Origin of the sequence: Pseudoalteromonas sp. S3260, assembly GCF_005886925.1 — a bacterium.
Taxonomy (GTDB): Bacteria; Pseudomonadota; Gammaproteobacteria; order Enterobacterales; family Alteromonadaceae; genus Pseudoalteromonas; species Pseudoalteromonas tetraodonis.
Window position 1 is genome coordinate 52908 of sequence record NZ_PNCV01000043.1, and the last position, 26130, is coordinate 79037.

Annotated in this window: 25 protein-coding genes; 16 read left to right on the top strand and 9 right to left on the bottom strand. The window is 40.0% G+C overall.

The window, feature by feature from the left end; genetic code table 11:
- Nucleotides 1–236: 236 nt before the first annotated feature.
- Entirely contained in the window at nucleotides 237–611 is a 375-nt protein-coding gene (locus tag CWC14_RS08845; RefSeq protein WP_138562440.1) for a hypothetical protein, read from the bottom strand.
- Between the two features lie 255 nt (nucleotides 612–866).
- Nucleotides 867–1295: an Lrp/AsnC family transcriptional regulator gene (locus CWC14_RS08850; protein WP_036983954.1), complete on the bottom strand. Its 429-nt coding sequence runs from the start codon at nucleotides 1293–1295 to the stop codon at nucleotides 867–869.
- A gap of 190 nt (nucleotides 1296–1485) precedes the next feature.
- Here CWC14_RS08850 and CWC14_RS08855 point away from each other — a divergent pair, with 190 nt between their 5' ends.
- The 4 genes from CWC14_RS08855 (at nucleotide 1486) to CWC14_RS08870 (ending at nucleotide 6113) form a co-directional block, all read left to right on the top strand.
- Nucleotides 1486–2691, top strand: coding sequence for an aspartate aminotransferase family protein (locus CWC14_RS08855; protein WP_138562442.1), 1206 nt, complete (start codon nucleotides 1486–1488; stop codon nucleotides 2689–2691).
- A gap of 81 nt (nucleotides 2692–2772) precedes the next feature.
- Nucleotides 2773–3807, top strand: coding sequence for an arginine N-succinyltransferase (gene astA, locus CWC14_RS08860; RefSeq protein ID WP_013463229.1), 1035 nt, complete (start codon nucleotides 2773–2775; stop codon nucleotides 3805–3807).
- An 8-nt stretch (nucleotides 3808–3815) separates the two neighbouring features.
- Nucleotides 3816–5282, top strand: coding sequence for a succinylglutamate-semialdehyde dehydrogenase (astD, locus tag CWC14_RS08865; RefSeq protein WP_138562444.1), 1467 nt, complete (start codon nucleotides 3816–3818; stop codon nucleotides 5280–5282).
- A 27-nt stretch (nucleotides 5283–5309) separates the two neighbouring features.
- Nucleotides 5310–6113, top strand: a complete 804-nt coding sequence (locus tag CWC14_RS08870) for a DUF1338 domain-containing protein (protein WP_138562446.1) — start codon at nucleotides 5310–5312, stop codon at nucleotides 6111–6113.
- A 213-nt stretch (nucleotides 6114–6326) separates the two neighbouring features.
- On the opposite strand, the gene CWC14_RS08875 is transcribed toward CWC14_RS08870, so the two are convergent.
- Nucleotides 6327–7607: a flavohemoglobin expression-modulating QEGLA motif protein gene (locus tag CWC14_RS08875; RefSeq protein WP_069438945.1), complete on the bottom strand. Its 1281-nt coding sequence runs from the start codon at nucleotides 7605–7607 to the stop codon at nucleotides 6327–6329.
- A gap of 146 nt (nucleotides 7608–7753) precedes the next feature.
- Between CWC14_RS08875 and CWC14_RS08880 the strand changes: the two genes are divergently transcribed.
- The 7 genes from CWC14_RS08880 (at nucleotide 7754) to CWC14_RS08910 (ending at nucleotide 14566) form a co-directional block, all read left to right on the top strand.
- Nucleotides 7754–8011: a DUF3081 domain-containing protein gene (locus tag CWC14_RS08880; RefSeq protein ID WP_013463225.1), complete on the top strand. Its 258-nt coding sequence runs from the start codon at nucleotides 7754–7756 to the stop codon at nucleotides 8009–8011.
- Entirely contained in the window at nucleotides 8011–8313 is a 303-nt protein-coding gene (locus CWC14_RS08885) for a hypothetical protein (RefSeq protein WP_024600891.1), read from the top strand. The genes CWC14_RS08880 and CWC14_RS08885 overlap by 1 nt, the downstream gene beginning before the upstream one ends.
- Before the next feature lie 438 nt (nucleotides 8314–8751).
- Nucleotides 8752–9327, top strand: a complete 576-nt coding sequence (gene betI, locus CWC14_RS08890; RefSeq protein WP_008111458.1) for a transcriptional regulator BetI — start codon at nucleotides 8752–8754, stop codon at nucleotides 9325–9327.
- Between the two features lies 1 nt (nucleotide 9328).
- The gene (betB, locus tag CWC14_RS08895; protein ID WP_008111456.1) at nucleotides 9329–10792 is read left to right on the top strand and encodes a betaine-aldehyde dehydrogenase; all 1464 of its coding nucleotides are present in this window, start codon (nucleotides 9329–9331) and stop codon (nucleotides 10790–10792) included.
- A gap of 9 nt (nucleotides 10793–10801) precedes the next feature.
- Nucleotides 10802–12469: a choline dehydrogenase gene (gene betA, locus CWC14_RS08900; protein ID WP_008111455.1), complete on the top strand. Its 1668-nt coding sequence runs from the start codon at nucleotides 10802–10804 to the stop codon at nucleotides 12467–12469.
- Between the two features lie 166 nt (nucleotides 12470–12635).
- Entirely contained in the window at nucleotides 12636–13853 is a 1218-nt protein-coding gene (locus CWC14_RS08905) for a BCCT family transporter (protein ID WP_008111451.1), read from the top strand.
- A gap of 8 nt (nucleotides 13854–13861) precedes the next feature.
- Nucleotides 13862–14566, top strand: coding sequence for a TorF family putative porin (locus tag CWC14_RS08910; protein WP_076921792.1), 705 nt, complete (start codon nucleotides 13862–13864; stop codon nucleotides 14564–14566).
- Between the two features lie 99 nt (nucleotides 14567–14665).
- Here the strand turns inward: CWC14_RS08910 and CWC14_RS08915 are convergent, their stop codons facing one another.
- On the bottom strand, nucleotides 14666–16912 hold the full coding sequence (locus CWC14_RS08915) for a carbohydrate binding family 9 domain-containing protein (RefSeq protein WP_076921844.1): 2247 nt from the start codon (nucleotides 16910–16912) through the stop codon (nucleotides 14666–14668).
- A 141-nt stretch (nucleotides 16913–17053) separates the two neighbouring features.
- On the bottom strand, nucleotides 17054–17377 hold the full coding sequence (gene fdxA / locus CWC14_RS08920; RefSeq protein ID WP_138562448.1) for a ferredoxin FdxA: 324 nt from the start codon (nucleotides 17375–17377) through the stop codon (nucleotides 17054–17056).
- Between the two features lie 188 nt (nucleotides 17378–17565).
- Between fdxA and CWC14_RS08925 the strand changes: the two genes are divergently transcribed.
- Nucleotides 17566–19173: an NAD(P)/FAD-dependent oxidoreductase gene (locus CWC14_RS08925; protein ID WP_138562450.1), complete on the top strand. Its 1608-nt coding sequence runs from the start codon at nucleotides 17566–17568 to the stop codon at nucleotides 19171–19173.
- Between the two features lie 92 nt (nucleotides 19174–19265).
- The gene (locus CWC14_RS08930; RefSeq protein ID WP_138562452.1) at nucleotides 19266–20771 is read left to right on the top strand and encodes an amidase family protein; all 1506 of its coding nucleotides are present in this window, start codon (nucleotides 19266–19268) and stop codon (nucleotides 20769–20771) included.
- Nucleotides 20772–20800: 29 nt separating this feature from the next.
- Here the strand turns inward: CWC14_RS08930 and CWC14_RS08935 are convergent, their stop codons facing one another.
- The gene (locus CWC14_RS08935; RefSeq protein WP_138562454.1) at nucleotides 20801–22102 is read right to left on the bottom strand and encodes a DEAD/DEAH box helicase; all 1302 of its coding nucleotides are present in this window, start codon (nucleotides 22100–22102) and stop codon (nucleotides 20801–20803) included.
- Between the two features lie 339 nt (nucleotides 22103–22441).
- Between CWC14_RS08935 and CWC14_RS08940 the strand changes: the two genes are divergently transcribed.
- Nucleotides 22442–22762 (top strand): hypothetical protein, encoded by a 321-nt coding sequence (locus CWC14_RS08940; protein WP_051498260.1) that lies wholly within the window; start codon nucleotides 22442–22444, stop codon nucleotides 22760–22762.
- Nucleotides 22763–22803: 41 nt separating this feature from the next.
- A complete protein-coding gene (locus tag CWC14_RS19150) occupies nucleotides 22804–22977 on the top strand; it encodes a hypothetical protein (RefSeq protein WP_171034703.1) in 174 nt (57 codons plus the stop codon).
- A gap of 71 nt (nucleotides 22978–23048) precedes the next feature.
- Here the strand turns inward: CWC14_RS19150 and dapA are convergent, their stop codons facing one another.
- Nucleotides 23049–23966, bottom strand: coding sequence for a 4-hydroxy-tetrahydrodipicolinate synthase (dapA, locus tag CWC14_RS08945; protein WP_138562456.1), 918 nt, complete (start codon nucleotides 23964–23966; stop codon nucleotides 23049–23051).
- Nucleotides 23967–24138: 172 nt separating this feature from the next.
- On the opposite strand from dapA, the gene CWC14_RS08950 reads away from it, so the two are divergent.
- Nucleotides 24139–24792, top strand: a complete 654-nt coding sequence (locus CWC14_RS08950; RefSeq protein WP_138562458.1) for a DUF6058 family natural product biosynthesis protein — start codon at nucleotides 24139–24141, stop codon at nucleotides 24790–24792.
- Between the two features lie 37 nt (nucleotides 24793–24829).
- Here CWC14_RS08950 and CWC14_RS08955 read toward each other — a convergent pair whose 3' ends face one another.
- The gene (locus tag CWC14_RS08955; protein WP_036983942.1) at nucleotides 24830–25117 is read right to left on the bottom strand and encodes a putative quinol monooxygenase; all 288 of its coding nucleotides are present in this window, start codon (nucleotides 25115–25117) and stop codon (nucleotides 24830–24832) included.
- A gap of 67 nt (nucleotides 25118–25184) precedes the next feature.
- Nucleotides 25185–26000 (bottom strand): 2,5-didehydrogluconate reductase DkgB, encoded by an 816-nt coding sequence (gene dkgB / locus CWC14_RS08960; RefSeq protein WP_069438953.1) that lies wholly within the window; start codon nucleotides 25998–26000, stop codon nucleotides 25185–25187.
- Between the last annotated feature and the right edge of the window lie 130 nt (nucleotides 26001–26130).

The following is a 26130-nucleotide window of genomic DNA, read 5'->3' on the forward strand; positions in this document are numbered from 1 at the left end:
GATGGTCGATATCAAACTATATTCAAGAGAATCTACATCTCTATTTTTTGTTATTTTGATGACTGAATTCAGTAAATTTTCTTGCATTGTACTCCCTAAAGCAAACTGGGCGTTTGAGCATTAATAAAATTTAGCATAGACCACGCAGTGGAATATGCTAAATAAAAATCCAAGCATCAATGCTCATTCAGTTTAGGAGCCGCGCTTTTAATATATTAAGAACTGTAAGTGCTATTTTAGCTATTGGTCATGCAATTAATAAACTTCTCAGAGAGCTGTGTTATAGCCACTTTATCAGTGTACATAGGCTCGTTACTTTTTATTATAAACTCAGCACATTGTGCTTGAGATTGTTTGAATTTTTGCTTACATGAGTTTACCGATTCGCCAATTACTTCTTGGTAGATGGTTTCATCACACAAGCTATCGGCAAATTGACTCGCCCCGGTAATAATTTCATTAATGCTGACAGGAGAGGATTCTAATTTGAAGAATATATCGCTGTAAGTTTCAACCGTTATGCTCTGTGCAGGGTCAAATAAAGTCGTTTTTGCACTTAAATATGAGCCACCTATTAATAATGCCACAGCAGCCATTGTTGTGTATTTCATAACATTTCCTTGTAAAGTCTTAGCCCAGTGGTGCTAAAAACGTCCTATTTCACTCACATCTTATTAGCCAATGCTAATAAAATTAGTAACTGTATTGATGAGATTTATTAAGTACCGGAGAATTGCAACAAATGCAGGGCAATAAGCCTATTGATTTGGTTAAAAATATTCCTTGTTCCTAATATCGAGTAGACTACAATCAAGTTAGCTTAAATGCAATAATTAATGCTCACTGAATGTACTAAATAAATCGAATTAACGCTTAAATTTAGTCTCTAAAATAACCGAGGAACGGGTACGCTCTACCCCATCTAAGTTACCAATATCATCAAGTAAGTGGCTTAACTTCTCAAGGTTCTGTGCTTCTACAATGGCAATTAAATCAAACTCTCCACTAATTGCATACAACTGAGAAATCGCATCAATTTGCTTTAATTCAATATTAGTTTTTGTTGTTAGCTTATGTTTTACTTTTATTGAAACATGCGCAGAGACCAAGCTATTTAAAAAGTCATCTCCAAAGTCAACGCTATAACCCTTAATGATCCCACTTTGCTCTAATTTTAGCATTCTGCTTTGCACCGTTGAACGAGATAAACTCAAGTGCCTTGCAAGGTCAGAAATGCTAGCGCGGGCGTTCGTTTTTAATACTGAGAGTAGTTTTTCATCTTGGGGAGTTATCATAATGCTAATTAAATTCGTTAATTTGACTATTATTCTAATCATTTTTCACAAAATAGCACTGCAAATTTCATTCATAACCTTTGATAATGACATTTTTAATAAGTAAAACACATTGTATTGCTGAATCATCTTGACCTTATCGTTATTTTTTCAGCAACGTATTTTTTATGTGAATAATTTAGGTGTAAAAATGCAAGTAACCAGAGATTTATTTAACGACGTAATGGTCCCTAATTACAACCCTTCAGCTGTTGTTCCTGTTCGCGGTGAAGGCTCACGTGTGTGGGATCAGAACAATAACGAATTTATCGATTTTGCCGGTGGTATTGCAGTTAATTGTTTAGGGCATTGCCATCCTGCATTAGTCGGTGCACTTAAAGAGCAAGGCGAAAAAATTTGGCACTTATCAAATGTAATGACCAATGAGCCAGCTCTTCGTCTAGCTAAAAAAATGGTTGATGCCACGTTTGCTGAAAAAGTTTACTTTGCAAACTCAGGGGCTGAAGCAAACGAAGCAGCATTAAAATTAGCACGTCGCTTTGCACTGGATAAATTTGGTGCTGAAAAAACTAAAATTATTGCTTTCAATAAAGGTTTTCATGGTCGTACATTTTTCACTGTAACAGTGGGTGGCCAAGCTGCTTATTCTGACGGTTTTGGTCCAAAACCTGCTGATATTGTGCATTGTGACTACAATGATATTGCCGCTTTTGAAGCCTTAATTGGTGATGATACCTGTGCGGTAATGATGGAGCCATTACAAGGTGAAGGCGGCATTGTGCCACCAACTAATGAATTTGCACAAAAAGTACGTGAACTGTGTACTAAACACAACGCACTACTTATTTTTGATGAAGTGCAAACCGGCGTTGGCCGTACAGGTCACTTATACGCATACGAAGGCTTAGATGTTGTTCCTGATATCTTAACGACGGCTAAAGCCTTAGGTGGCGGTTTTCCAATTGGCGCTATGATCACCACCACTGAAATTGCAGCACACCTAAAAGTAGGCACGCATGGGTCTACATATGGTGGTAACCCGTTGGCTTGTGCTGTTGCAGAAGCGGCATTTGATACCGTTAATACGCCTGCTGTATTAGATGGCGTAAAAGAGCGTGAACATATGTTCCGTGATGGTTTAAATGCAATTAATGAAAAATACCATGTATTTAGCGAAATCCGTGGTAAAGGCTTACTAATCGGTGCGGTACTAAATGAGAAATTTGAAGGCCGCGCTCGTGACTTTTTAGTAGCAAGTGCAAATAACGGCTTAATGAACTTAGTAGCCGGTATGAACGTTATTCGTTTTACACCTTCATTAGTGATCCCATTTGAGGACATTAAAGAAGGCTTAGCTCGCTTTGAAAAAGCAGTAAGCGATGTAGTAAACGGTTAATAACTAAGTAAAACATAACTAAGTCCTGAGGCAAACACACGTTTACCTCAGGATTTTATATGTTGTTGGAGCAAGTAGTTAATGCAAGTATTACGTCCTATTACTGTCAATGATTTTGCAGCACTTAAAGAGATTGCCATTGAGTCTGGCCATGGCTTTACCTCTTTACCTGTCGATGATGGGCAACTACAAGAAAAAATTGATCGTGCGCAAAACAGTTTTACTAAAAACGTAGATAAGCCCATCGACGAAAGCTATCTATTTGTTTTAGAAGACAGTGAAACCGGAAAGGTAATTGGTACTACCGCCATTGAAGCGGCCGTCGGGTTATCTGTACCTTTGTATCATTATCATCTAGGTAAAACCGTTCATCACTCACCTACCTTAAACGTTTACAATACCGTAGATATTTTGAGTATGTGTAATGACTACACTGGCTGCTCAGAAATATGTACTTTATTTTTACGTGAAGACAGTAGAAAAGGCCTGACGGGACGTTTTTTATCACGTTCACGTTTTTTATTTATGGCGCAACACAGTGAGCGCTTTGCCGACACAGTAATTGCTGAAATGCGTGGTGTTAGCGACGAAGACGGTCACTCGCCATTTTGGCAATGGTTACAGGAACACTTTTTTAGCATTGAATTCCCACAAGCCGACCATTTAGTGGGGTTAGGCGATAAAGTGTTTATTAGCGAACTCATGCCTAAATACCCTATCTATGTGAATTTGCTGAGCAAAAAAGCACAAGCGGTGATTGGCCATGTGCATGATAAAACCAAACCAGCACTTAAACTGCTTGAAAAAGAAGGATTTGAACACCGCGGATACGTTGATTTATTTGACGCAGGCCCCACTGTAGAAGCAAAACTCGGTAATATTCGCAGTATTCGTGATTCACAGGTGTGCCCTATTACTATTGGCGAGCTTGAACATATTAATGAGCAAAGCTCAGACACCCTTGCTATTTGTAATCAAGGGGTTAGTGACTTTAGAGCCACATTCACTAAACATGCTCATTATAATCAGGCAAAGCACACCTTAATCATCAGCCAAGAAGTAGCTGATGCACTTCATTTAAAACAAGGAGATGCAGCGCGATTTTTCCGCCTGTAACATTATTTATGAACACACAACTAATTAATAATCAATGGCTTGTAGGCAAAGGCCCAGCGTTTGATTCTATTAACCCAAGTAATGGTGAAATTGTATGGCAAGGTAATGGCGCCAACGCAGAGCAAGTTGACAGTGCCATTAAAGCGGCAAGAGCCGCGCAAGCTCAATGGGCAGACATGCCAATTGAGCAACGTATTACTATTTTAGAAAACTTCGTAGCCCAACTAAAAGAACACAGCGAAGAGTTTGCCACTATTATTGCTCGTGAAACAGGTAAACCGCTATGGGAAACACGCACAGAAGTGGGCGCGATGACAGGCAAAGTGGCCATTTCGATCCGTGCTTACAATGAACGTACTGGTACAACCGAAAACCCAATGCCTGGTGCAAAAGCCTTTATTCGCCACAAACCTCACGGTGTGGTCGCTATTTTTGGTCCGTATAATTTCCCTGGGCATTTACCAAACGGCCATATTGTACCAGCCATACTAGCCGGTAATACCGTGGTATTTAAACCATCAGAGTTAACACCTCATGTAGCGCAGTTTACCTTAGAACTATGGTTAAAAGCAGGCTTACCTGCTGGGGTTATAAACCTTGTTCAAGGTGAGTTAGAAACAGGTAAAGCGCTGGCCTCACACCAAGATATAGATGGCCTATTTTTTACTGGTAGCTCAAACACAGGTCATTTATTACATAAACAATTTGCTGGCCACCCAGGTAAAATTTTAGCGCTTGAAATGGGCGGTAATAACCCGCTAGTGGTTAAAGATGTTGCTGATGTTAGCGCCGCCGTGCACGATATTATTCAATCGGGTTTTATCACCTCTGGCCAACGCTGTACTTGTGCACGCCGTTTATTTATTGAAAAGTCGCCCAATGGCGATGCTATTTTAGAAAAGCTGATTAGCGCCACCAAAAATATCTTAGTAGACGATAGCTTTGCGGACGATCAACCTTTTATGGGTGCCATGATCAGTGAAAAAGCCGCATTAGGCATGGTGGCAGCGCAAGCTGAACTAGTTAAACAAGGTGCTGAGATTCTTGTTGAGCTTAAGCAGTTAAAATCAGGCACTGGGTTTGTAAGCCCAGGCATTATTGATGTCACTAATATAAGCGAAATTGCCGATGAAGAACACTTTGGCCCGCTTATAAAAGTATATCGTTACACTGATTTCAATAGCGCTATAACAGAAGCAAACAACACCAGCTTTGGTTTATCTGCTGGTTTACTTGCTGATAGCGAAGATGATTACAGTCACTTTTTAAAACGTATTCGTGCCGGCATTGTTAACTGGAACCGCCCTATTACAGGCGCATCAAGCGCAGCGCCATTTGGTGGTATAGGTGCCAGTGGCAACCACAGAGCCAGTGCGTACTACGCTGCAGATTACTGCGCATACCCAGTGGCCTCAGTAGAGTCAGAAAAAGTTAACTTACCGCAAACCCTCGCGCCGGGCTTAATAATTGAATAACAATTTAAACAGATTTAAGGATTTACCATGCATACCGATGTAAACACATTATTTGATAACCTGTGGCAAAACTACCTAAGCGTAACGCCATCGGCTGACAAAATTCATGACCTATTAGGCTCAACGCAAAAAGACGATATAATCAACGACCATATTGCGCTGCGTACCTTTAATATTGAAAAAGTAGGCCTTGAAAAACTGGCAGCGCACTTTTTAGCAATTGGTTATAAAGAATGTGGTGAGTATCATTTTGAAGCAAAAAAACTCTACGCTAAGCATTACGAGCACAGCGATCCAACGCAACCTAAAGTGTTTATTTCTGAGTTATTAGTTGAAAAATGCTCGCCTGAACTACAAGCAATTGTCACTGATATGGTTTCACAAATTGACGAAAGCGCAGTGACTGCCGATAACTTTTTATATTCAGGCACGCATTGGCAAGTAAGCACCGATACATACAAAAAGTTATTAGCTGAGAGCGAATATGCGGCGTGGATGTCTGCGTGGGGTTATCGTGCCAATCACTTCACCGTGAACATTAATACTTTGGCTAAGTTTGATAACATCCATGATGTAAACCAAGCTCTTAAAGATGCTGGTTTTTCACTTAATACCTCAGGGGGTGAAGTAAAAGGCTCACCAGAGGTACTATTAGAGCAATCATCAACATTAGCTGATGAATACGCTGTAACCTTTAGCGATGGCGATATGCGCATTCCTAGCTGTTTTTACGAGTTTGCTATTCGTTATCCAAAACCTGATGGTGAAATTTACACCGGTTTTGTCGCTGCCTCTGCAGACAAAATATTTGAAAGCACCAACGCACGATAACCAAAGTGTGTTGAATTTAAAAAGCCCACTTTTGGGCTTTTTTTATGCCTAATGAATGGTTTAAAACAATTTTATGTATCGATAAAACAATAAAAAATGAGAACAATTAATTGCCCCCTTATGGGCATGCAGGCTTATGTGTGTAAACTTAAACGCAGTTGCTTATTCCCACTGCGTTTTTTACTAAAAAAGGAGCAGCTTTCCTCTTTAATATTATAAAAACAACGGTTTATAGTCATTTTCTAATTGTTCAAAAGACAAATCGCCAATAAATCGACCAAAGCTGAGCCACGTAGCAAGGCCTCTTAAATCTTTAAAATGAGGCGGCACAAATTGCGGATTTTCAATGACACCTAAGTCATGCAATTGCGATATTAATCTAAAGTCATCAATTGATATTTTACCCACCAGCAATAATGGCAACTGATCAATTCGACCAAGCTGTATCGCCACCCTAATTAAGTTGTAAACTAAAACAAAGCCTTTTATGTAAGCAATATCTTTGGTAAAGGGTAAGCCGGTTGCGGTACTGCCTCTAAAAACGCGCTGTGCAAGAGTATAGCTGTCGTCTTTTGATAAACCTTGAGCAACGTAATCTCGGTAAATATCGATAAACTCAGCACCATCAATCACTTTCGTCACCGCTTGAATACGGTTTACTAATTTTGATAAGCGACGTGGTGTTGACTTAAGAGTAATAATTTCCGTCAGTACTGCAAGCCCCTCTTGGGTCACCGTAGAGCTTGGTGTGCCTTTACTCAAGCAAGTTAAATAAGGTTGCGCTAAGCCATTTTGAGTGGTGCCTACATGGATCCAGCCCTCGTGCACCTCTAAAATATCTAATTCGCGCTGAGAAAACTTAACATCTTGATTGAGCTTAATATTATTAGCACCTGCTGCCGCATCGCTGACAATACCATCACTTAGCATCACTTCTACGTTTATTCCCGGCATGCTGGCATTGACCTGTTCAGATAAAATCCGCACCGCGTCGCTGGCATCAATATTTTTAGGATCTTCAGGCAAAATATCCGCTGCAAGTAAATTTTTTAAAGGCAGTTCGAGCATATTAGCCAGTTCTGATAGCGATGGCTCACCGGCATGAAACAAATCTTTAGGATGACCAAATAGCTCCACTGATAAGTCATGAAACTCTGGCGTACCGCGGTATTCAAGCATACTCAGAACCGTTTTATATTCGGTACACATTTTACCCATATATTGTGCAATTGGGTTTAATTGTCCCAACTGATTAATAATATTGCGGTGCAGTGTTGAAAATGCTTGGCGCAACTCGCTAGGAACAAACCCTAAATCGCGCTGTTGATAATAAGCACGATCAATAAGTGGATTTTTTTGACATTTTTGTCTAAAAAATTCCTCTTTAATTTGTTTATCCCAATTTATTGCATCGAGTATTCTAATGGGTGTTTGCAATGCAATGAGTTGGTCGGATAATTCACGAGTTTTCAAAAGTAACGCTTTGTCTATCATGGTAAAAGCTCAACAAAAAGTGAACTTTGAGCATAATTTATAAATGAAAAATAACAAAGCAATATCATACTTTTTAGACTATTGTTTTTATGATGATCGACCCTCACTTCTATAGCGTATGAGTGATTAAATAAAAGGGACAAACAATGAAAAATGAAATCGACAATAAACAGATTCTAGCGGTTTACGAACGCATTCAACAACGCGGAGAAGTCACAGAAGAAGGTAAATTTTATCAAGGGATCACTGCATATTCTGACATAGATGGCTATACCGTCTATTTACAAGGTAGTGGTGTTTTACTTCGCTTTGGGTTTCATAATACTTATCACCTTGATTATGAACATGACAAACACAAAGACGACTTTTTGAAAAAACTTTACAACATAGCTAATGAAGAGTGATGCGATCAACAAATAGAAGAAACAGACCAACCAGTTCGCGCAATTTGCAGTTTATTAATCAAGTTATTGCGCAATTAAAAGCAGAGCCTGAAAAACTGCAACTCATCAAAAACAACCTTGCTTATTACCGTGCGCAAACGCATTTAAAGCGTGGATTTTTACTTGCAATAGAACGTTTTGATTGGGTATTTGAAGCGACCGATAATATTGATGAAATTTGCGACCAAATTATGGCTGACGATTATATTGGCAACCGTTTAAGACGTTATCCTTTGTTATTTAAAGGCGTTGTTGAAACCTAAACAGCGTCTTTATTTATCTCTTCACTAAGTTAACATTTCTGTAAATTAATCTCATATTTCACTTCCTGAATCTTTTTTCTTGGATCTTCCGACAAACTCGCCTTACCACTTTTTAAAGTAACCTGCCCACAAAAAATACAATTAGTACTCTAATAGTTATCACACTAATAAATAAATCATTAAAAGTTTCACCAATAATGTAAACAAATAATTACACCGCAAAATTCAATCAAAAAAATACACGTAACAAATTGTTATTAAATGATATTTTATAAAAACCCAGCTTGTTAATATAACTTCATTTTAGACTTATTTTATTAAATATTTATCCACATTTCAGACACTCACCATTTGCAGGAACCTTGAATTGTTAGAGCTATTACCTTAAGCTTATCTTTATTGAACGATCAATTAATAAAAATTATGCCTAAAGTTGGAATGGAACCTGTAAGGCGTCAGCAGCTAATTGACGCAACAATAGAGTCAGTTGCGCAAAAAGGGTTACAAGCAACCACAATTAATAGTATTAGCAAAAATGCGGGGATGTCCTCTGGCATAATTAGCCATTATTTTGGTGGGAAACAGGGGCTAATTGAAGCAACTGTGCGTTACTTACTGTCTAACTTGAAAGATGATTTGATCAGCAAGGTAGATGAAAAGACCACACCAACTCAAAGGTTAATGTTTATTGTTGAATCAAACTTTGCGCTAGTACAACAACGAAAAGACACCACTCGGACGTGGTTAAGTTTTTGGGCGCAATCAATGCACGACAAGGAACTTCATCGTTTACAAAATGTAAACAGCAAACGCTTGCAAAGCAATTTAACCGTTTCATTTAAGCAATTAATGCCTTTAGCGCAAGCAAATCTCGCGGCAGAGTTAACCGCAGCAATGATCGATGGTTTATGGCTACGAGCCGTATTAAGCCAATCAGACGAAAATCAGTTTAAACACAGTGAATCACTGGCTAAAAACTACGTGCATTCACTTATCAAGCAATATGGAGCCTAACGTGACTACACCTATCTATCAAAACTTTATCAACGGTCAATTCCTTGCAAACAAAAGCGGCGAAACATTTGATGTAGTAAATCCTGCAACCGGCCAAGTAATTTATGCCGTTGAAGTTGCCGATGAATACGTTCAAAACGCAGCAATTGAAAGTGCAAAACAAGGCTTTAAAGTTTGGTCAGCCATGACCCCTATTGAGCGCAGCCGTATTTTATTAACCGCCGTTGCTATTTTACGCAAGCGTAATGATGAGCTTGCACTAGTTGAAGTGCTCGATACCGGTAAACCAATGCAAGAAGCTAACTGCGTAGATGTTGAAACAGGTGCAGATGTAATTGAATATTTTGCAGGCCTTGCCCCTGCACAAGTTGGTCAACAACAAATGGTTGGCGATGACTTTTACTACACACGCAAAGAGCCTTTAGGTATTTGTGCTGGTATTGGTGCATGGAACTACCCATTACAAATTGCATGTTGGAAGTCTGGCCCTGCCCTTGCAGCGGGTAATGCATTTATTTTTAAACCTTCAGAAGAAACCCCGCTTGGCGCAATTAAATTAGCAGAGGTGTTTATTGAAGCAGGTGTACCCGCTGGCGTATTCAATGTAGTTCAAGGCGCGAGTGAAGTAGGCCAATGGCTTACTGCACACCAAGATATTGAAAAAGTATCGTTTACTGGTGAAGTAGGTACCGGTAAGAAAGTCGTCGCCAGTGCTGCAGGTACATTAAAAGATGTGACTATGGAACTAGGTGGTAAATCGCCGTTACTTGTCTTTGACGATGCCAATATAGAGCAAGCAGTAAGCGCGGCAATGTTAGGGAACTTTTATACCCAAGGTGAAATTTGTACTAATTGCACTCGTATCTATGTTCACAAAAATGTGTACCAGCAGTTTATTGATGAGCTTAAAACTCGCACCGAAAACAATATTATTGCCGGTGATCCACAAGATTTAAACACTAACTTTGGCGCGCTTATTTCTAAAAAGCATCAAGATTTAGTGCTGAGCTACATCAACAAAGGCCTTGAAGAAGGGGCAACGCTATTAACCGGTGGCTCAACGCTTTCACCAGCATCTGCGCCAAATGGTTATTTTGTAGCGCCAACCGTATTTGTTGATTGCAACGATGAAATGACCATCGTTAAAGAAGAAATTTTTGGCCCAGTAATGAGCGTTTTAGTATTTGATGACGAAGATGATGTAATTGCACGTGCTAACGGCACTCACTTAGGTTTAGCTGCAGGCGTTTTCACCAGCGATATTAAACGTGCTCATCGCGTTATTCATCAGCTACAAGCCGGTATTTGTTGGATCAATGCTTACGGTAACTCGCCGGCAGAAATGCCTGTAGGTGGCTATAAGCAATCAGGTATCGGCCGCGAAAACGGCATACAAACGCTTGATCATTACACGCAAACTAAGTCTGTTTATGTTGGTATGGCTGACATAGAAAGCCCATTTTAAGGAATCATTATGAACCACTCTTTTGATTATATTATTGTAGGCGCAGGCTCTGCAGGCTGTGTGTTAGCAAATCGCTTGTCTGAAGATTCAAGTAACAAAGTATTGTTACTTGAAACCGGCGGCAGCGATAAAAGCATCTTTATTAAAATGCCCACTGCTCTGTCGATTCCAATGAATACCGATAAGTATGCGTGGCAATTTCATACGCAGCCAGAAAAGTACTTAGATAACCGTGAAATGCACTGCCCACGCGGTAAAGTGCTTGGCGGCTCATCATCTATTAATGGCATGGTGTATGTACGTGGTCATGCGAAAGATTTTGATGAATGGCAGCAACATGGCGCTAATGGCTGGGATTATCAAGCCTGTTTACCGTATTTTAAAAAAGCAGAAAGTTTTTACCTAGGTGAAAACAGCCATCGTGGTGGAAAAGGCCCCCTTGGCGTTAATAACGGTAATAACATGGAAAACCCTTTGTATAGCGCCTTTATTGATGCTGGTGCTCAAGCGGGTTATGCCACTACAGCTGATTATAATAGTGCTCAACAAGAAGGCTTTGGCCCTATGCACATGACCGTTAAAAACGGTGTGCGCAGCTCAGCCTCTCGTGAATATTTAGATCCGATTAAGCATCGCAGTAATTTAACAATTGTAACCGGTGCACTTGCGCAGCGCGTTATTTTAGACGGTAAAAAAGCAACCGGTATTGAATACAAGCTCAATGGCACAGTTAAAACAGCCAAAGCAAATAAAGAGGTTATTTTAAGTGCGGGCTCTATCGGTTCACCTCACCTGTTACAACTGTCCGGTATTGGTGATACACAAATACTTGAAAAAGCAGGTGTTGAAGTAAAACATCACCTACCAGGTGTTGGTCAAAACTTGCAAGATCATCTCGAGTTTTACTTTCAATATAAGTGTAAACAACCCATTACTTTAAACGGTAAATTAGGCTTGTTTTCAAAAGGCTTGATTGGTGCAAAATGGCTGCTTACCCGTAAAGGTTTAGGCTCAACTAATCACTTTGAATCATGTGCGTTTATTCGCTCAAAACCCGGTGTTGAATGGCCAGATATTCAGTATCACTTTTTACCGGCAGCAATGCGTTACGATGGACGCAGTGCTTTTGCAGGGCATGGTTTTCAAGTGCATGTAGGTCATAACAAACCTAAAAGTCGTGGCAGTGTCACCATTGCATCAGCTGATCCAACACAACCACCAAAAATTGTGTTTAATTATCTTGAGCATCAAGACGACATTGAAGGCTTTAGAGCGTGCGTACGTTTAACGCGTGAAATCATTGAACAACCTGCCTTTGACAATTTCCGTGGTGAAGAAATTCAACCAGGGCAACAAGTTCAAACTGATGAGCAAATTGATGCCTTTGTGCGCCAAGCAGTAGAAAGTGCTTACCACCCTTCTTGCTCTTGTAAAATGGGTGAAGACGCCATGGCGGTGGTTAATTCAAACACTCAAGTGCATGGCATGCAAAGCTTGCGTGTGGTTGACTCGTCAATTTTTCCAACAATACCTAACGGTAATTTAAATGCGCCTACCATTATGGTTGCCGAAAAAGCCGCTGATATTATTTTAGGAAATAAGCCCTTAGCTCATACAGGAGTTGATGTTGTGAATGCCACTGATTGGCAAACTACACAACGAAATAAAACCCTTTAATTTAGCCTGCCATAAAGGCCACTCCTTTAAGCAAAATGCTTTAAGGAGTGCCTTTATGCGCCTTGCAGTGGCTCACAAGCATAAATAGGTTATGCCTGTGTTAATGCAAGCACAATAAAAAACGGAGTATATATGTGTTACTTTTATTCATTCTGGGAGGGCGATAATGACTATTTGGCTTAATGCTGGCATTATTTTCACCTTACTTGCGATTGTTGCTATTTTAATTAAATGGGGCAATGTACGCGTAGTAGGCGTCACACCAGTGAGAACATTCACCTTTATAGCAATCCTGTTTACCTCGGGCCTAGACGTTGGCCTCATTATGTTTCCTTTAACCGAATTTGCCGGTTATGCAGACATAAAAGCAAGCCCAGAATATGCATTTGCCAACCCTCTCTCTATTGAGTTTGGTTATTGGGGATTTTTAATTTGGGGATTTTATTTTCTTACGTGCTTTTATTTCTGTGTAATAGAACCCAAAGTAAAATTTTTTGAAATTCCATGGGTTAAATTTTTAAACAACGTAGTTATCATTGGTACTTGTGCGTTTACCGCTTACTTACTATTGAGCAACCTACCGTGGTATTTACCTGAACTCGGAGACGGCTCAAATGTTATTCCTGAGTTTTACTTAATCGTGCTTGCCGCTATTTGTTTTGCGGTGTATTCAAGTACCGATATTAAATATGTACGCTTTTTAAGTATTGCAACTACTTGGTTGTTTATAGCCCTAATTGGCTTTATGTGGGCTGATGCCTTCTTATTTGGCGACAGTGAACTCTCTGCATTTACTAAAAACATTGGATTAATTGGTAATTACTTTGCCAACATCAATGAGTTTGTATTACCACTGAATGATTACCATGAGTTTTACTTATTTTGGTGGTTTGCGTGGAGCATTATGATTGGTCAATTTACATCGCGTTTTGTGGGCGGTTTAAAAACCTATCAAGTCCTTGGTGCTATGCTGATTTTCCCATCGATTCCAATCGCTATCTGGTTTAGTGTGTTATATCACTACCATGAAGCCGGTATTCCAACCGAGGGAATCAAAAACTTTGCTATGGTGTTTGTAGGTATCGTATTTGTTATTAACTCGCTCGATTCACTGATTCGTTTATACACAGATAATTTAAACCTAACCGTAAAACGCTTTGGTAAATTTAAATATATTGCCATGAACGTTGTCGCTTTGTCGCTACTAACATTGCTATTTAAGCTTGAGTTTTTGCAAATTCAATGGGTGGGTGCTTTAGTTATAGGGTTATTCTTTATTTGCCTTGGTTTTATTGCCTACAGCAAACTTAAAACGGTCAGCAATATCGAAGGATCGCCTAAAGCGAATAAAATTGATTACACAAAAATAGAAACTATCAGCTAGTAAAACACATGAACAATAAATTAAAACAACTTTTTATCGCTTTACCGTTCACCGTTTTATCAACAACGGCAGCGGCTAACTGGTCAACAACGATTACGGCTGCATCTGATTACACCTTTAATGGTGTATCACAAACAGATAACGATCCGGCACTGCAAGCAAGCCTTGACTACGCGTATGATAACGGTGTTTATGCCGGTGTATGGGCATCAAACGTAGATTTTGGTGATGACACCGACTTTGAACTAGATGCTTATGTAGGCCGATACATTCAGTTAAACGAACAAGTAAGCCTGGATTACGGTATTGCTTATTACACTTACCAAGGTAATAACAGCGATGGTAACTACGCCGAAGCGTATACTAAATTTGGTTACACCAGTGACTACGGCCAAACAGAGCTTAACTTTTGGTACAGCTGGGATTACTTTGGCTACGATACTGGCCATGTGATTTCTATGATTGCGCACACTTACGAGCTTGCGCCAAATCATGCGATTCGTGCCAGCTTTGATATTTCAAACTCACTCGATGGCAATAAGTTCCAATGGGATGAAGCTAAGGGCGATAAATCGTATCATCATTATCGCTTAGCATACCAAACAAGCTATGAAGGATTTGGTATTGAAGTAGCAGCTGAAAATACCAGCCTAGACTACGATTATGCAGATGAGCGAATTGTACTTGCTATCTCACGTACATTTGACTTGTAATAACTAGGTTTACCATTTAGTAAATACAAAAAAACACGCTACTGGTTAGCGTGTTTTTTTATTGCCTAGCAAAATCTTACTTTTATATTATTTATAGCGTTATAACTGCCACGCATAACTGACTTTAGTAAAGAAAGTACGTTGGTCTCGCTCAATGCTTTTTAACGAGTCATCCTGATAACCTTTATCTGAATAACCTAAATAAAATAGCGTTTGTGCGTTAATTTTGTATGAGTACACCAGCTGACTACCGTAATCTTTGTTGATTTCGCTAACCTGATAAAAGTAAGCATCCTCATCTCTGTCTATATCTTCAAACTGTAAAATCAGCTTAAGCATAGCGCGCATACTAAACTTATAATAAAGCCTAAAATCAATAAGGTTTGCGGTAAAAACACGTCGCCCTTGGTAATCATCTAAATGGCTATAATTATGCCTAACATCGACCTGCCAATGGTTATTAATATCCCAAACAGCCTGCGATTGTGTGGTTAAAACATCGCCTAGCTGCTCATTAGTGTAATCTATACGGCTTGCATATTCGGCATATAACGATAATCTCAGATCTTTTGACGGTCTAAAAGCCGTATAAAAATAACCAATATTTTGGTTATAAAACTTGCCGTTATAATTTTCATAGCGATTTAACAAACCCAGCTCAAATACAGACTGCTTTTGACCTTGAAAGGTCATGTAACCTTCGTATTCTTCTTCAAGTAACTCGCCATTTTGCGCCCAGGTTTTATCCCAATCGGCGGTGTATGACCAGGTTGTTAGCATATCATGTTCATCACCATACCAAGTTTGTCCGCCACCAAAACCTACTTTTTCATAGTCTACCTTTTCTTGATAACCTAAATCGGTCCGGTAATCCTCACCAATATTGTCATAGGTCGCGTAGAGCTTATAATCACGCTTATCGCGTGTCAGCTTTAATGCATACGCCATATCCGACTGAGAGTCTGCTAAATTGTAGTTATCAACTAAAAACGGCGAGTTATTGGTATCAGCATTCGCGATTTGATAATTAAGCGTATCTGACTGATTAAACCAATAGCTTCCATCAACCGATAGCACCGTATTATGGTAGTCACTACTTTCTCTATGTGTAGAAGTGACACCAATAGTACCTTGTTGGCCAATATCATATTGATAACGTGCCACCGCCGCTTTGGTTTTATCATTTAAGTTGGCAAAGCCCGAGCCTTGGTTACTTGGCAATAAAATATTACTGTTATCGTCATCTGCAAACATCAGCGCATAACTGTGACTGTCGGTTTTACCGGTCAGCTTGGCGCCAATATTTGGCTCAGCTATGGTACGGGTATACAGCAGCTCAAATAAATTACTTTTAAAATAAGACGCGCCATCTAAGAAGAACGGACGTTTTTCAGCGTAATAAATAGAATAAGTGGTGTTTACATCCAGCTCTAACGAATCGGTTTCTACCTGAGAAAAGTCTGGGTTTATTGTGGCATTAATTACCGCATCTTTGGTAACCCCCCAACGAAGGTCAAGCCCTATCTCAGTGTCTACATCGCCATTATCCCACGCACCAGGTACTTGTGTTTTTTGATCGTTTCTTAATGCGGTTAAGGTTGGCGTTAATTGCAGGTTTTTACTCGGTGCTAAATTATTAAATCCGCTTATTTTATCAAACTGACATAAACTACATTTAATATCACGGTCAAAGCCTGTGCTTGATAATTGATACAACACATCACGCTGATAGTTTCGCATTACAGCAAAACCCCAGGTAGATTGATCTTTATTTTGCGCAAATCGCAGCGCTTTAAACGGAATACGCATTTCAACTACGTAACCTTGCTCGTTTACGGTACCGGCACTGTCCCAAATGGCATCCCACGATAAATCTGACACCCATTCATCGGTATCCGTCATGCGAAGGTCACCTTGAGCGCCCAGTGGGTTTACATAAAACTCATAGCCTGTACGTTCATCGTTAAAGGTATCAATCACCAAACCGACAGTATCATCTTGCCAGAGGGTATCTCTGTCACGAAGCGCCGCGCGAATTTTACTCGGATCGGGGTCATAAGCTACAAACGCCACATATAAATTATGACCATCGTCATAAAGGTATGCATCGGTTTTTACTGGCGGTGTGCCTTTTTCATTCGGCTCATCTTGATAATTTACCGCAACATGTGTTGCTTGTTGCCAATGTGGCTCGTTAAGCACGCCATCTACATCAATATTTTTATTAATGTGCGCGAGTTGATAATTAAGCTTATCGGCAAGTGCATTAGGGCTGAGAGTTAAACCGAGGCTGAAGCTGATAAAACACAGCAATGTTGTTATTTTTATAGGTATAAAGTACTGCATAAACATCCATTTAGCTTTATTTACTTGTTAAAAGTAAATTTTGCTCTGGAGTGTAAATTATACAGGTACATTTGTTAATAGTTGCGCGCTATCATTTGCAATAAAATTAACAAAAAACTAATGCACAACAAAGTGAAATGATTATGTGTCGAGAAGTTTTAATTTATTAGCCACACCATTCCAGCTATCGGCATCTTCCGGGGCGGGTTTAACTTGGGTGATGCGTGGCCATATTTCTGCTAGCTCCGCATTTAATTGGGTAAACTCTTTTTGCGATTCAGGTAACTCATCTTCTTGAAAAATAGCATTAGCGGCACACTCAGGTACGCATAAACCACAGTCAATACAGTCAATAGGACTAATAGCCAAAAAATTAGGACCTTCAAAAAATGCATCTGCAGGGCATACTGATACGCAATCAGTGTACTTACATTTTATACAGTTTTCGGTGACTACAAACGCCATAATGGTTTAATACCTAATGTTTCACAATAACAGCTGCGGATCATACCCAACCCTTACCAAAACACAATAAATAAGTGCCAAAAGTGGGCAATTTAACGTAACATATGGCGCTTATAAATCAGCGCTTTGTGCACTCCCCTTATTGTGAGCGGTATTTACTTTCCGCTATGACACCAAAAGAGATATTAATGATACGTTTAACCGAAATAAAGCTGCCGCTTGACCATGACGAAAATGCTATTGGCCAAGCCATCATCAATAAATTAAATATAAGCCCAGAGCAGCTACACAGCTACAATGTGTTTAAACGCGGTTACGATGCACGTAAAAAAAGCGCCATTTTACTGATTTACACGCTTGATGTTGAGGTAGACAACGAAGCACACCTGTTAACCTCGTTTGAAAAAGACCAACACGTTAAAGTCTCCCCTGACACCAACTACAAATTTGTAGCACACGCTAATAGCAGCATTAAAGAGCGCCCTGTAGTAATTGGCTTTGGCCCATGTGGTTTATTTGCCGGTTTAGTGCTGGCACAAATGGGCTTTAAACCAATTATTTTAGAGCGCGGTAAAGAGGTACGTGAACGCACCAAAGACACCTTTGGCTTTTGGCGTAAAAAGGCACTTAATACAGAATCAAACGTACAGTTTGGTGAAGGTGGTGCAGGCACGTTCTCAGACGGTAAGCTCTACAGCCAAGTAAAAGATCCTAAACATTATGGTCGTAAAGTCATTACTGAGTTTGTAGAGGCTGGTGCTCCTGAAGAAATTTTATACGTGAGTAAGCCGCATATTGGTACCTTTAAACTGGTAACCATGATTGAAAAAATGCGCGCCCGAATTATAGAACTTGGTGGAGAAATTCGTTTTAGCACCCGCGTTGACGATATCCATTTAGACAACGGCCAAGTGACTGGGCTTACACTTTCTAGTGGTGAAAAGCTTGAAACTCGCCATGTGGTTTTAGCGGTTGGTCACAGTGCCCGCGATACGTTTAAAATGATCCACGATAAAGGCATCTATGTTGAAGCAAAACCCTTTTCAGTAGGCTTTAGAATAGAACATAAACAATCAATGATTGATGAATGCCGCTTTGGCGATAATGCGGGTAACCCTATTTTGGGCTCTGCCGATTACAAATTGGTACACCATTGTAATAATGGCCGAACCGTATACAGTTTTTGTATGTGCCCTGGCGGCACTGTAGTTGCCGCAACATCTGAAGAAGGCCGAGTGGTTACCAACGGTATGAGCCAATATTCTCGTAGTGAGCGAAATGCGAACAGTGCTATTGTAGTGGGTATTTCGCCAGAAAAAGACTTCCCTGGGCATCCCCTAGCCGGCATTGATTTACAGCGTAAACTAGAAGAGCAAGCCTATGAGCTGGGTGGTAAAAACTACGATGCCCCAGCACAGCTTATTGGCGACTTTTTAAAAGGTAAATCGTCGGCTAATTTAGGGGATGTACAGCCTTCGTATACGCCAGGTATAAAACTGACTGATTTAAGCAACGTATTACCTCCTTTTGCGATTGAAGCCTTGCGTGAAGCAATTCCTGCTTTTAACAAGCAAATTCGTGGTTTTTCAACTAATGATGGCTTACTCACTGGGGTAGAAACGCGTACTTCATCACCAATAAGTATCAAGCGCGATAAAACCTTCCAAAGTATTAATACTAAAGGGCTTTACCCTGCAGGTGAAGGCGCAGGTTATGCAGGCGGTATTTTATCAGCGGGTATTGATGGTATTAAAGCCGCAGAGGCGGTTGCGTTATCGATGCTAGAAAACGCCTAACTCGATTTAATCGACCTTTATCGAAAAACCTCACAATGTGAGGTTTTTTTGTGCTAAAAATAACCTGTGTTTCCATAAAATAGATAATAACAATGAGTATAAAACGGCTACTTTTAACCTTATGTGTTTGTACAATAACTAACTTACACGCAGCGGCTAACAATACAGAGCTTAAAACCATTAGTGACATTCACAGTGCCTATAAAAATAATAGCACCACGGCTGAGCAGCTTACCCGCACTTATATCGATAGAATAAACGCTCTCAATCCTGAATATAATGCGGTAATTAGTATTGAGCCCACTGCAATTGAACAAGCCAAACAACTCGATGCACTGTTTAAAGCCGGAAAATGGGCAGGCCCTTTACATGGTATTGCGGTATTACTAAAAGATAACATTGAAACAACAGGTACATTACCCACCACAGCAGGTTCACTGGCACTTAAAAATAACGTTACCGATAAAGATGCCTTTGTGGTTAAACAATTACGCCAATCAGGCGCTATTATTTTAGGCAAAGCGAACTTAAGTGAATGGGCTAATTTTCGCTCATCATATTCGTCATCTGGCTGGAGTGCCATTGGCGGGCAAACCCATAACGCCCATGATGTAACTCGTAATCCGTGCGGTTCAAGCTCGGGCTCTGCCGTGGCGGTTGCTTTAAATTTTGCACCTATTGCGCTGGGCACAGAAACCGACGGTTCGATTACCTGCCCTGCTTCGGTTAATGGGGTGTACGCCATTAAACCCAGTATGGGACAAGTTTCGCGCGCAGGCGTGATCCCCCTTTCTAGTAGCCAAGATTCGGTAGGTCCAATGGCGCATTCTTTGAAAGATGCACTCGCGGTATTATCAGTCATTCAAGGTGAAGACCCTAATGATGTATCAACACTCAACGTAAATAGAACGCTTGATGGCATAGCGCCTAAGCCATCACTGAGGATAGGCGCGTTACCTGCCAATAAGTTTACTGTGGCAACACAAAAGCTTTACGCTAAGCAGTTACAAACATTAAAAGACGCAGGTCATACGCTAGTCAATGTTGAAGTAAAAAATGATTTAAGCACACTTTACGTTGATGAATACGCCATCCTACTTTACGACTTTAAAGCCGAAATTAACCACTATTTAAGCCAAACACCAACGCAGGTAACGGTAAAAAGTTTAGACGAGTTAATCGCATTTAATATCGCAAATAAACAGCAGGAAATGCCCTACTTTGAGCAAGATATTTTACAACAAGCTAACGCGGTTGATTTGAGTGAAAAACAACAATACAAAAGCACCAAAGCGCGATATCGCGCACTTGCAAAGCGCGCTATTAGCAATTTATACCGCAATAATAAGCTAGATATTGTAATTGCGCCCACCATTTCACCGGCTTGGAAAACCGATTTAATTAACGGCGATAACTTTAAAGGCAGTAGCAGTTCATTGCCTGCCATTGCAGGGACGACCCATATTACTTTACCGGTTGGCAAAGTAAGCCACTTACCGGTAGGTTTGTCGGTTATTGCTAATCAAAACGATGAAGCGGCTGCTTATGCGTACGCTGCTATTATCGATAATGTATTAGGCACAAAAAAACCTGAGTAAACTCAGGTTTTTTTAATGGCTTAGCTGTCTTACTTTTTAAGTGACAGCTTTTCGCCTTTTAAGCTTTTACGTACATTAGAAATTCGCGAACGGTTTTTCGCTCTCGCTTCACCGGTAGCCTGGCCTGATGGCTTATTAGCACGGGTGCGGCGTAAATGCGCTGGCTTTTTACCAATTTTATCAATCAGTACTTCACGATTACTTACTTCGTAACCTTCTAAGTAAACACGTTTAATTTTTTGACCAATTAAGGTTTCAATTTCAAACAACATGTTTTCTTCTTCGCGGCTAACAAACGAAATTGCTTGTCCTTGGTTACCAGCACGACCGGTACGGCCAATACGGTGTACGTAATCTTCAGCAAGCCAAGGTAAATCAATATTAATAACGCGCGGTAAACCGTCAATATCAATACCACGGGCTGCCACTTCTGTTGCAACTAGCACGCGTACTTTGCCTTCTTTAAATTCACGCAACGCACGACGACGGTTACCTTGCGATTTATCGCCATGACATACTGCCGCTGGGATACCGTCTAGGTTAAGTTCAGTCACTAACTCATCTGCGGTTTCTTTCATGTTTACAAACACCAGCACTTGCTGCCAGTTTTTCTTACCAATCAGCTCAGAAAGCAACTCTTGCTTACGGCGCTCTTCTACTGGGTAAACCACGTGTTGTACTGTGCTTGCGGTGCTGTTAGTTTGATCAACACGGACAATTTCAGGCTGCTTTAACACTTTAGAGGCAAACTGTTTAATTGCTGCTGGGAAAGTAGCTGAAAACAATAAGATTTGACGCTCATCTGCACAGCTTTTTATTACGCTTTGCATATCATTAATAAAGCCCATATCAAGCATACGGTCAGCTTCATCAAGGACTAAATGTTTTACTTGAGCAAGGCTTAAGTTACCTAAACGAATATGATCAAGTAAACGCCCTGGTGTTGCTACTACAATATCCACACCTTCTTTAAGTGCAATTTCTTGTCCTGCGGTATTAACACCACCAAATAAGCTCACTACTTTTAACTGAGTGTACTTAGCAAAGTCTTTAAAGTTATTCGCTATTTGCTCTGCAAGCTCACGCGTAGGCGCAAGGACTAAGGCGCTTGGCGCATTCGTAGTACTGCTATCTGACTCAAATAACTTTTGGATAATAGGGAGTGCAAAGGCAGCGGTTTTACCTGTGCCGGTTTGAGCACTCGCTAAAACGTCTTTACCTTTACGAACAGCCGGAATAGCTGCGCGCTGAATGGGCGTAAGGGTGTGGTAATTAAGTTCGTCTAACGCCTGAATTAGTTCAGGGGCAAAACTAAAAGATTTAAAATTCATTGCTGTATAACCTGCGGCCACATTATCAAGGGTCGCAAATTATACAGCAAATTCACTTAAACAGTTAGTTTTAAACACCAGAAACCACTAATTTATAAAATGCGGGGTTATTAGCTATTTCCTACAATGGCTATTCTAAATAAAGTTAATCAATAGAAGGCTTTTGTACTTGATTAAGGATTAAAATTTTGATTTACAATTTGGGTAGGTATGCCTATGTTAGTTTTTGACTAGAAATTTAAATAAATTGAGTTATATAGTGAAAAAATACTCGCTTGGGGTTTAATCCTTTGTTCAATCATTACGGTAAGTGGTTGTGCAAATAGCGGTAACCCGTCAATGGAAGATTTAACAGAAGTAGATGCCAGTGCAAAAATAATAAAAGGTAAAACAACTCAGCAAGAAATACGTATAGAATTTGGAAGCCCGTATAAGACGAGCTATACAGATGGTGGACTATCAATATGGAAGTATCGTTATGATAATACTTCAGCATTTACGGTTGAAACAGTTGGCTCTATCTTATTTGCCTATGGTTTAGCTAGTACAAAATCAGAAGGCACACGTAGTGAGCTAGTAATGTTATTCGATGAAAATAATGTTGTTAAGCAGTTCAATATGTCAAATATTCCTATTGAATCTGGAACTGGCCTTTTTTAGTGTGCTAAGTATTTTAGTAAAAAATAGCCAAAGTGAGATAGGTGGGATATAAGCTCAGAGCATCCTATGAAAAGTCATTCTTAAATGCTAAAAACCCAGCGCAAACCAAACTAGAACTGGCAGTGCCTATTAGCCAAGATATTGATATTCGATTAGCGGTCACTCATGCTAATTCCGCTATGTGGCAGCTTAAACTCAACTACTATTGGCAGTGATATAAAAAGCAGCCTCTGTGTTCACAGTAGGCTGCTTTGAAAATTTAGTATTTAATAAATAGTCTAACAGTTTAAGATAAAATCAAAACCTTACTAATATCCACACACTGCGCTCGACTACCGACAAAATCTTGCTCATTAAGCTGATTAATCAGCGTTTCACCTTGTTGCTGTTGCTCATCGTTGAGCGGCACGTAAGGCATTCTAAACACTGGGTTAACCGCGCCGGTCATGATCATCGCGGTGTTAATCGCAATTGGGTTTGGCTCGCAAAACAGCCAGTTCATTAATGGTTGTAATGAGTTATTAAGCGCATCATTTTTGCTATCCATTAATTGACGGAACAACCCTGGGATCAGGTTAGACGTAACTGAAATAACGCCATGTGCTTTATGGATATGGCGTGCATCGTGTGCTTCGTCATCATTACCAGACCAACACGCAATACCTTGTTGTTCATAGTGCGCTATACGCTCATTGCCACCACATTCTTTAACACCAATAAAGTGCTCATGCTGTGCTAGTGGTTCAATAATATCAGGGGTGAGGTCTTGACCTGTGCGCCCTGCTACGTTGTAAATAAACGCCGGACCAATATCAAGCACACGTTTAAAGTGCTCTTTAACACCAGCAATTGATGTGCGCCCGTAGTAAGGGTTAATTTGCAATGAGGCATGCATGCCGCTGGCAAAACCATATTTAGTTGCCTTAATTGCTTCGCGCGTATTATTACTGCCGGTGTTGCCTATAATCAGTAATTTATCACCAAATTTATTGGCACTGTGCGCAATTAGCATTAAGTGCTCTTCCCAGTTCATTAACTGGCCTTCACCGGTGGTGCCACCAACAACTATGCCGTCAACACCCGCTGCAATTTGTATTTCAACGAGTTCATCATACTTTGCAAGATCGATCTCACCATTGGCTAAGTAAGGTGTTTTAATTGCAGTAATAAGGCTTGCTTGTTTAATTTGTTCTAGGGTGCGCATAAAAAAATCATTGTTATTAATACTTGGCCTATTTGTACCATATTTACCGCGCTATTTGCAGTGATAGCCAGTATTTAATTATAAAATGGCTTGTGTTATTGAGTTTGATGATACAAAATAAACAACTGTATAAATAAACAGTATTTTGTTTTTTACTATTAAGCGAGCCACTATGCGTTTATCTGACTATTTAAGCACTCACTTTTATCACACTGATGAGTTATGCCAAGCACTCAACATAGACACTGAAACTCTTGAAGATTGGCAAGCGCAAAGCATTTTCCCTAAACCCAGTTATTGCATTAAAAACCAGATGAGTTGCAGCTCTTATTCAGGCTTGTATGAATGTGAAGAATACGACGATTACTATCCCCGTGGCTGCGTAAACTGGGGTCAAGGAGTTATAAAGCAAAAAATTGAGTCATCTAATCAGGCGTTTAATTTTTTTGCTCAGTACTATACCCAATGCTTAGCTAAGCTTGCACAGCAAGGCTTTATATTTAACGAAGAATTGTTTGGCTGTGAAATAGAAGAACATTTACAGCAAGTGTGGCAACAGTTTTTATGCAGCAAATATGGGGTGCTCACCCAAAATGGCTTAATTGATGAAATTGTGGCTGTGGATATTGGCAGATTATTAGTGGACGATATAACCGAACTGCGCAGTAAAGCCAGTTTAGATAAGGATGAGCGCGCCCGTATTCACCCCGCCATGAAGCTTTTAAATAAAGCCCTCAGCCATGGCGCCGATCACGAAAAGCAACTCACATTACGTAGCCGCTATATTGATGCCCTTATTTTAAAATACGATTTATCGATTAAGTAAAGGTTACAGATCCTACTTGGCTATTAGCTTTGTGCTGTTAACCAATGGTTTTATATACATCAATATTGGTAGAGGTAATAAATGTACCTACTGCATCACCAAAGGCTTTAAAGTGTGGTGCGTTTTTATGAGCTTCAAAATGCTCAGTAGACGCCCATTGCTCACTCACTAAATAGATGGTTTGCTCAGCATCGTTTTTAACTGATAGCTCGTAACGCAAGCAGCCTACTTCTTGGCGCGAGGTCTGTTGTAAGTTTTCGAGCTCGGTTAAGAGGCGATCTGCATCGCTATTTTCACTCGATAGTGTGGCAATTACCGTTAACATGGGTGTTCCTTGTTTAAAAAAATAAAGGTGCAGCTTTACTGCACCTGTTTTAGCTTTAGCTCTTTGGTTATTGATCCCACTGCGGTGCAAAGTCGGGCGTTGCTTGGCGGTCGTTGCAATCAAGGCCATCTATACGCGCTATGTCTTCATCATCAAGTTTAACTTTGTCGTTAAAGTTATCTTCTAAGTTTTTACGCTTGGTCGATGATGGAATGGTGGTCATGCCATTTGCATTTTCCCATGCAATAACCACTTGCGCTGGCGTTGCATCGTGTTTATTGGCAATATCTATAATGGTTTGATCGTTCAACACTTTACCAACCACAAACGGCATATAGGCTGTTACATGTATGTCATGCTGAGCACAAAAGGCGCGCAGTTTGGTGTTGGTTAAATAAGGATGCACTTCTACTTGGTTAGTAAATATTTCACGCGAGTCTAACGTTTGCATCGCTTCTTTTAAGTTCGCAATAGTGAAGTTTGATACGCCAATATGTTTAGTTAACCCTAACTTTTTAGCTTTTAGTAGCTCAGTCAGGTATTCGCTCATAGGCTCATTGTTTGATGGTGCAGGCCAGTGAACTAGCAATAAATCAACCGAGTCAACTTGCAGCTTTTCTAATGACTTTTCTACACTTGTGATAAAGTCGTTTTTATTGAGTTTATTGTTCCATACTTTGGTGGTAATAAATAACTCATCTCTGGGGATATTACTGTCTTTAATAGCTTGGCCAACTTGTTCTTCGTTACCATAAATTTGCGCGGTATCAATATGACGAAATCCTACTTCTAACGCCATTTTTACAGATTCATAAGCAGTTTTACCTTCTAAACGAAAAGTACCCATACCTAAGTCTGGCATTTCAATTACACGTTGTGTCATAGCTTTATCCTTATTAAATAATTGGTTTAAAATTCAAACGTCGCGTTTACTAAATACACCGATTACTTTTTTGATTTAAAATTTTGACCTCATATAAACACTGAGGCCATTCATTTTTATTTCAAGACTA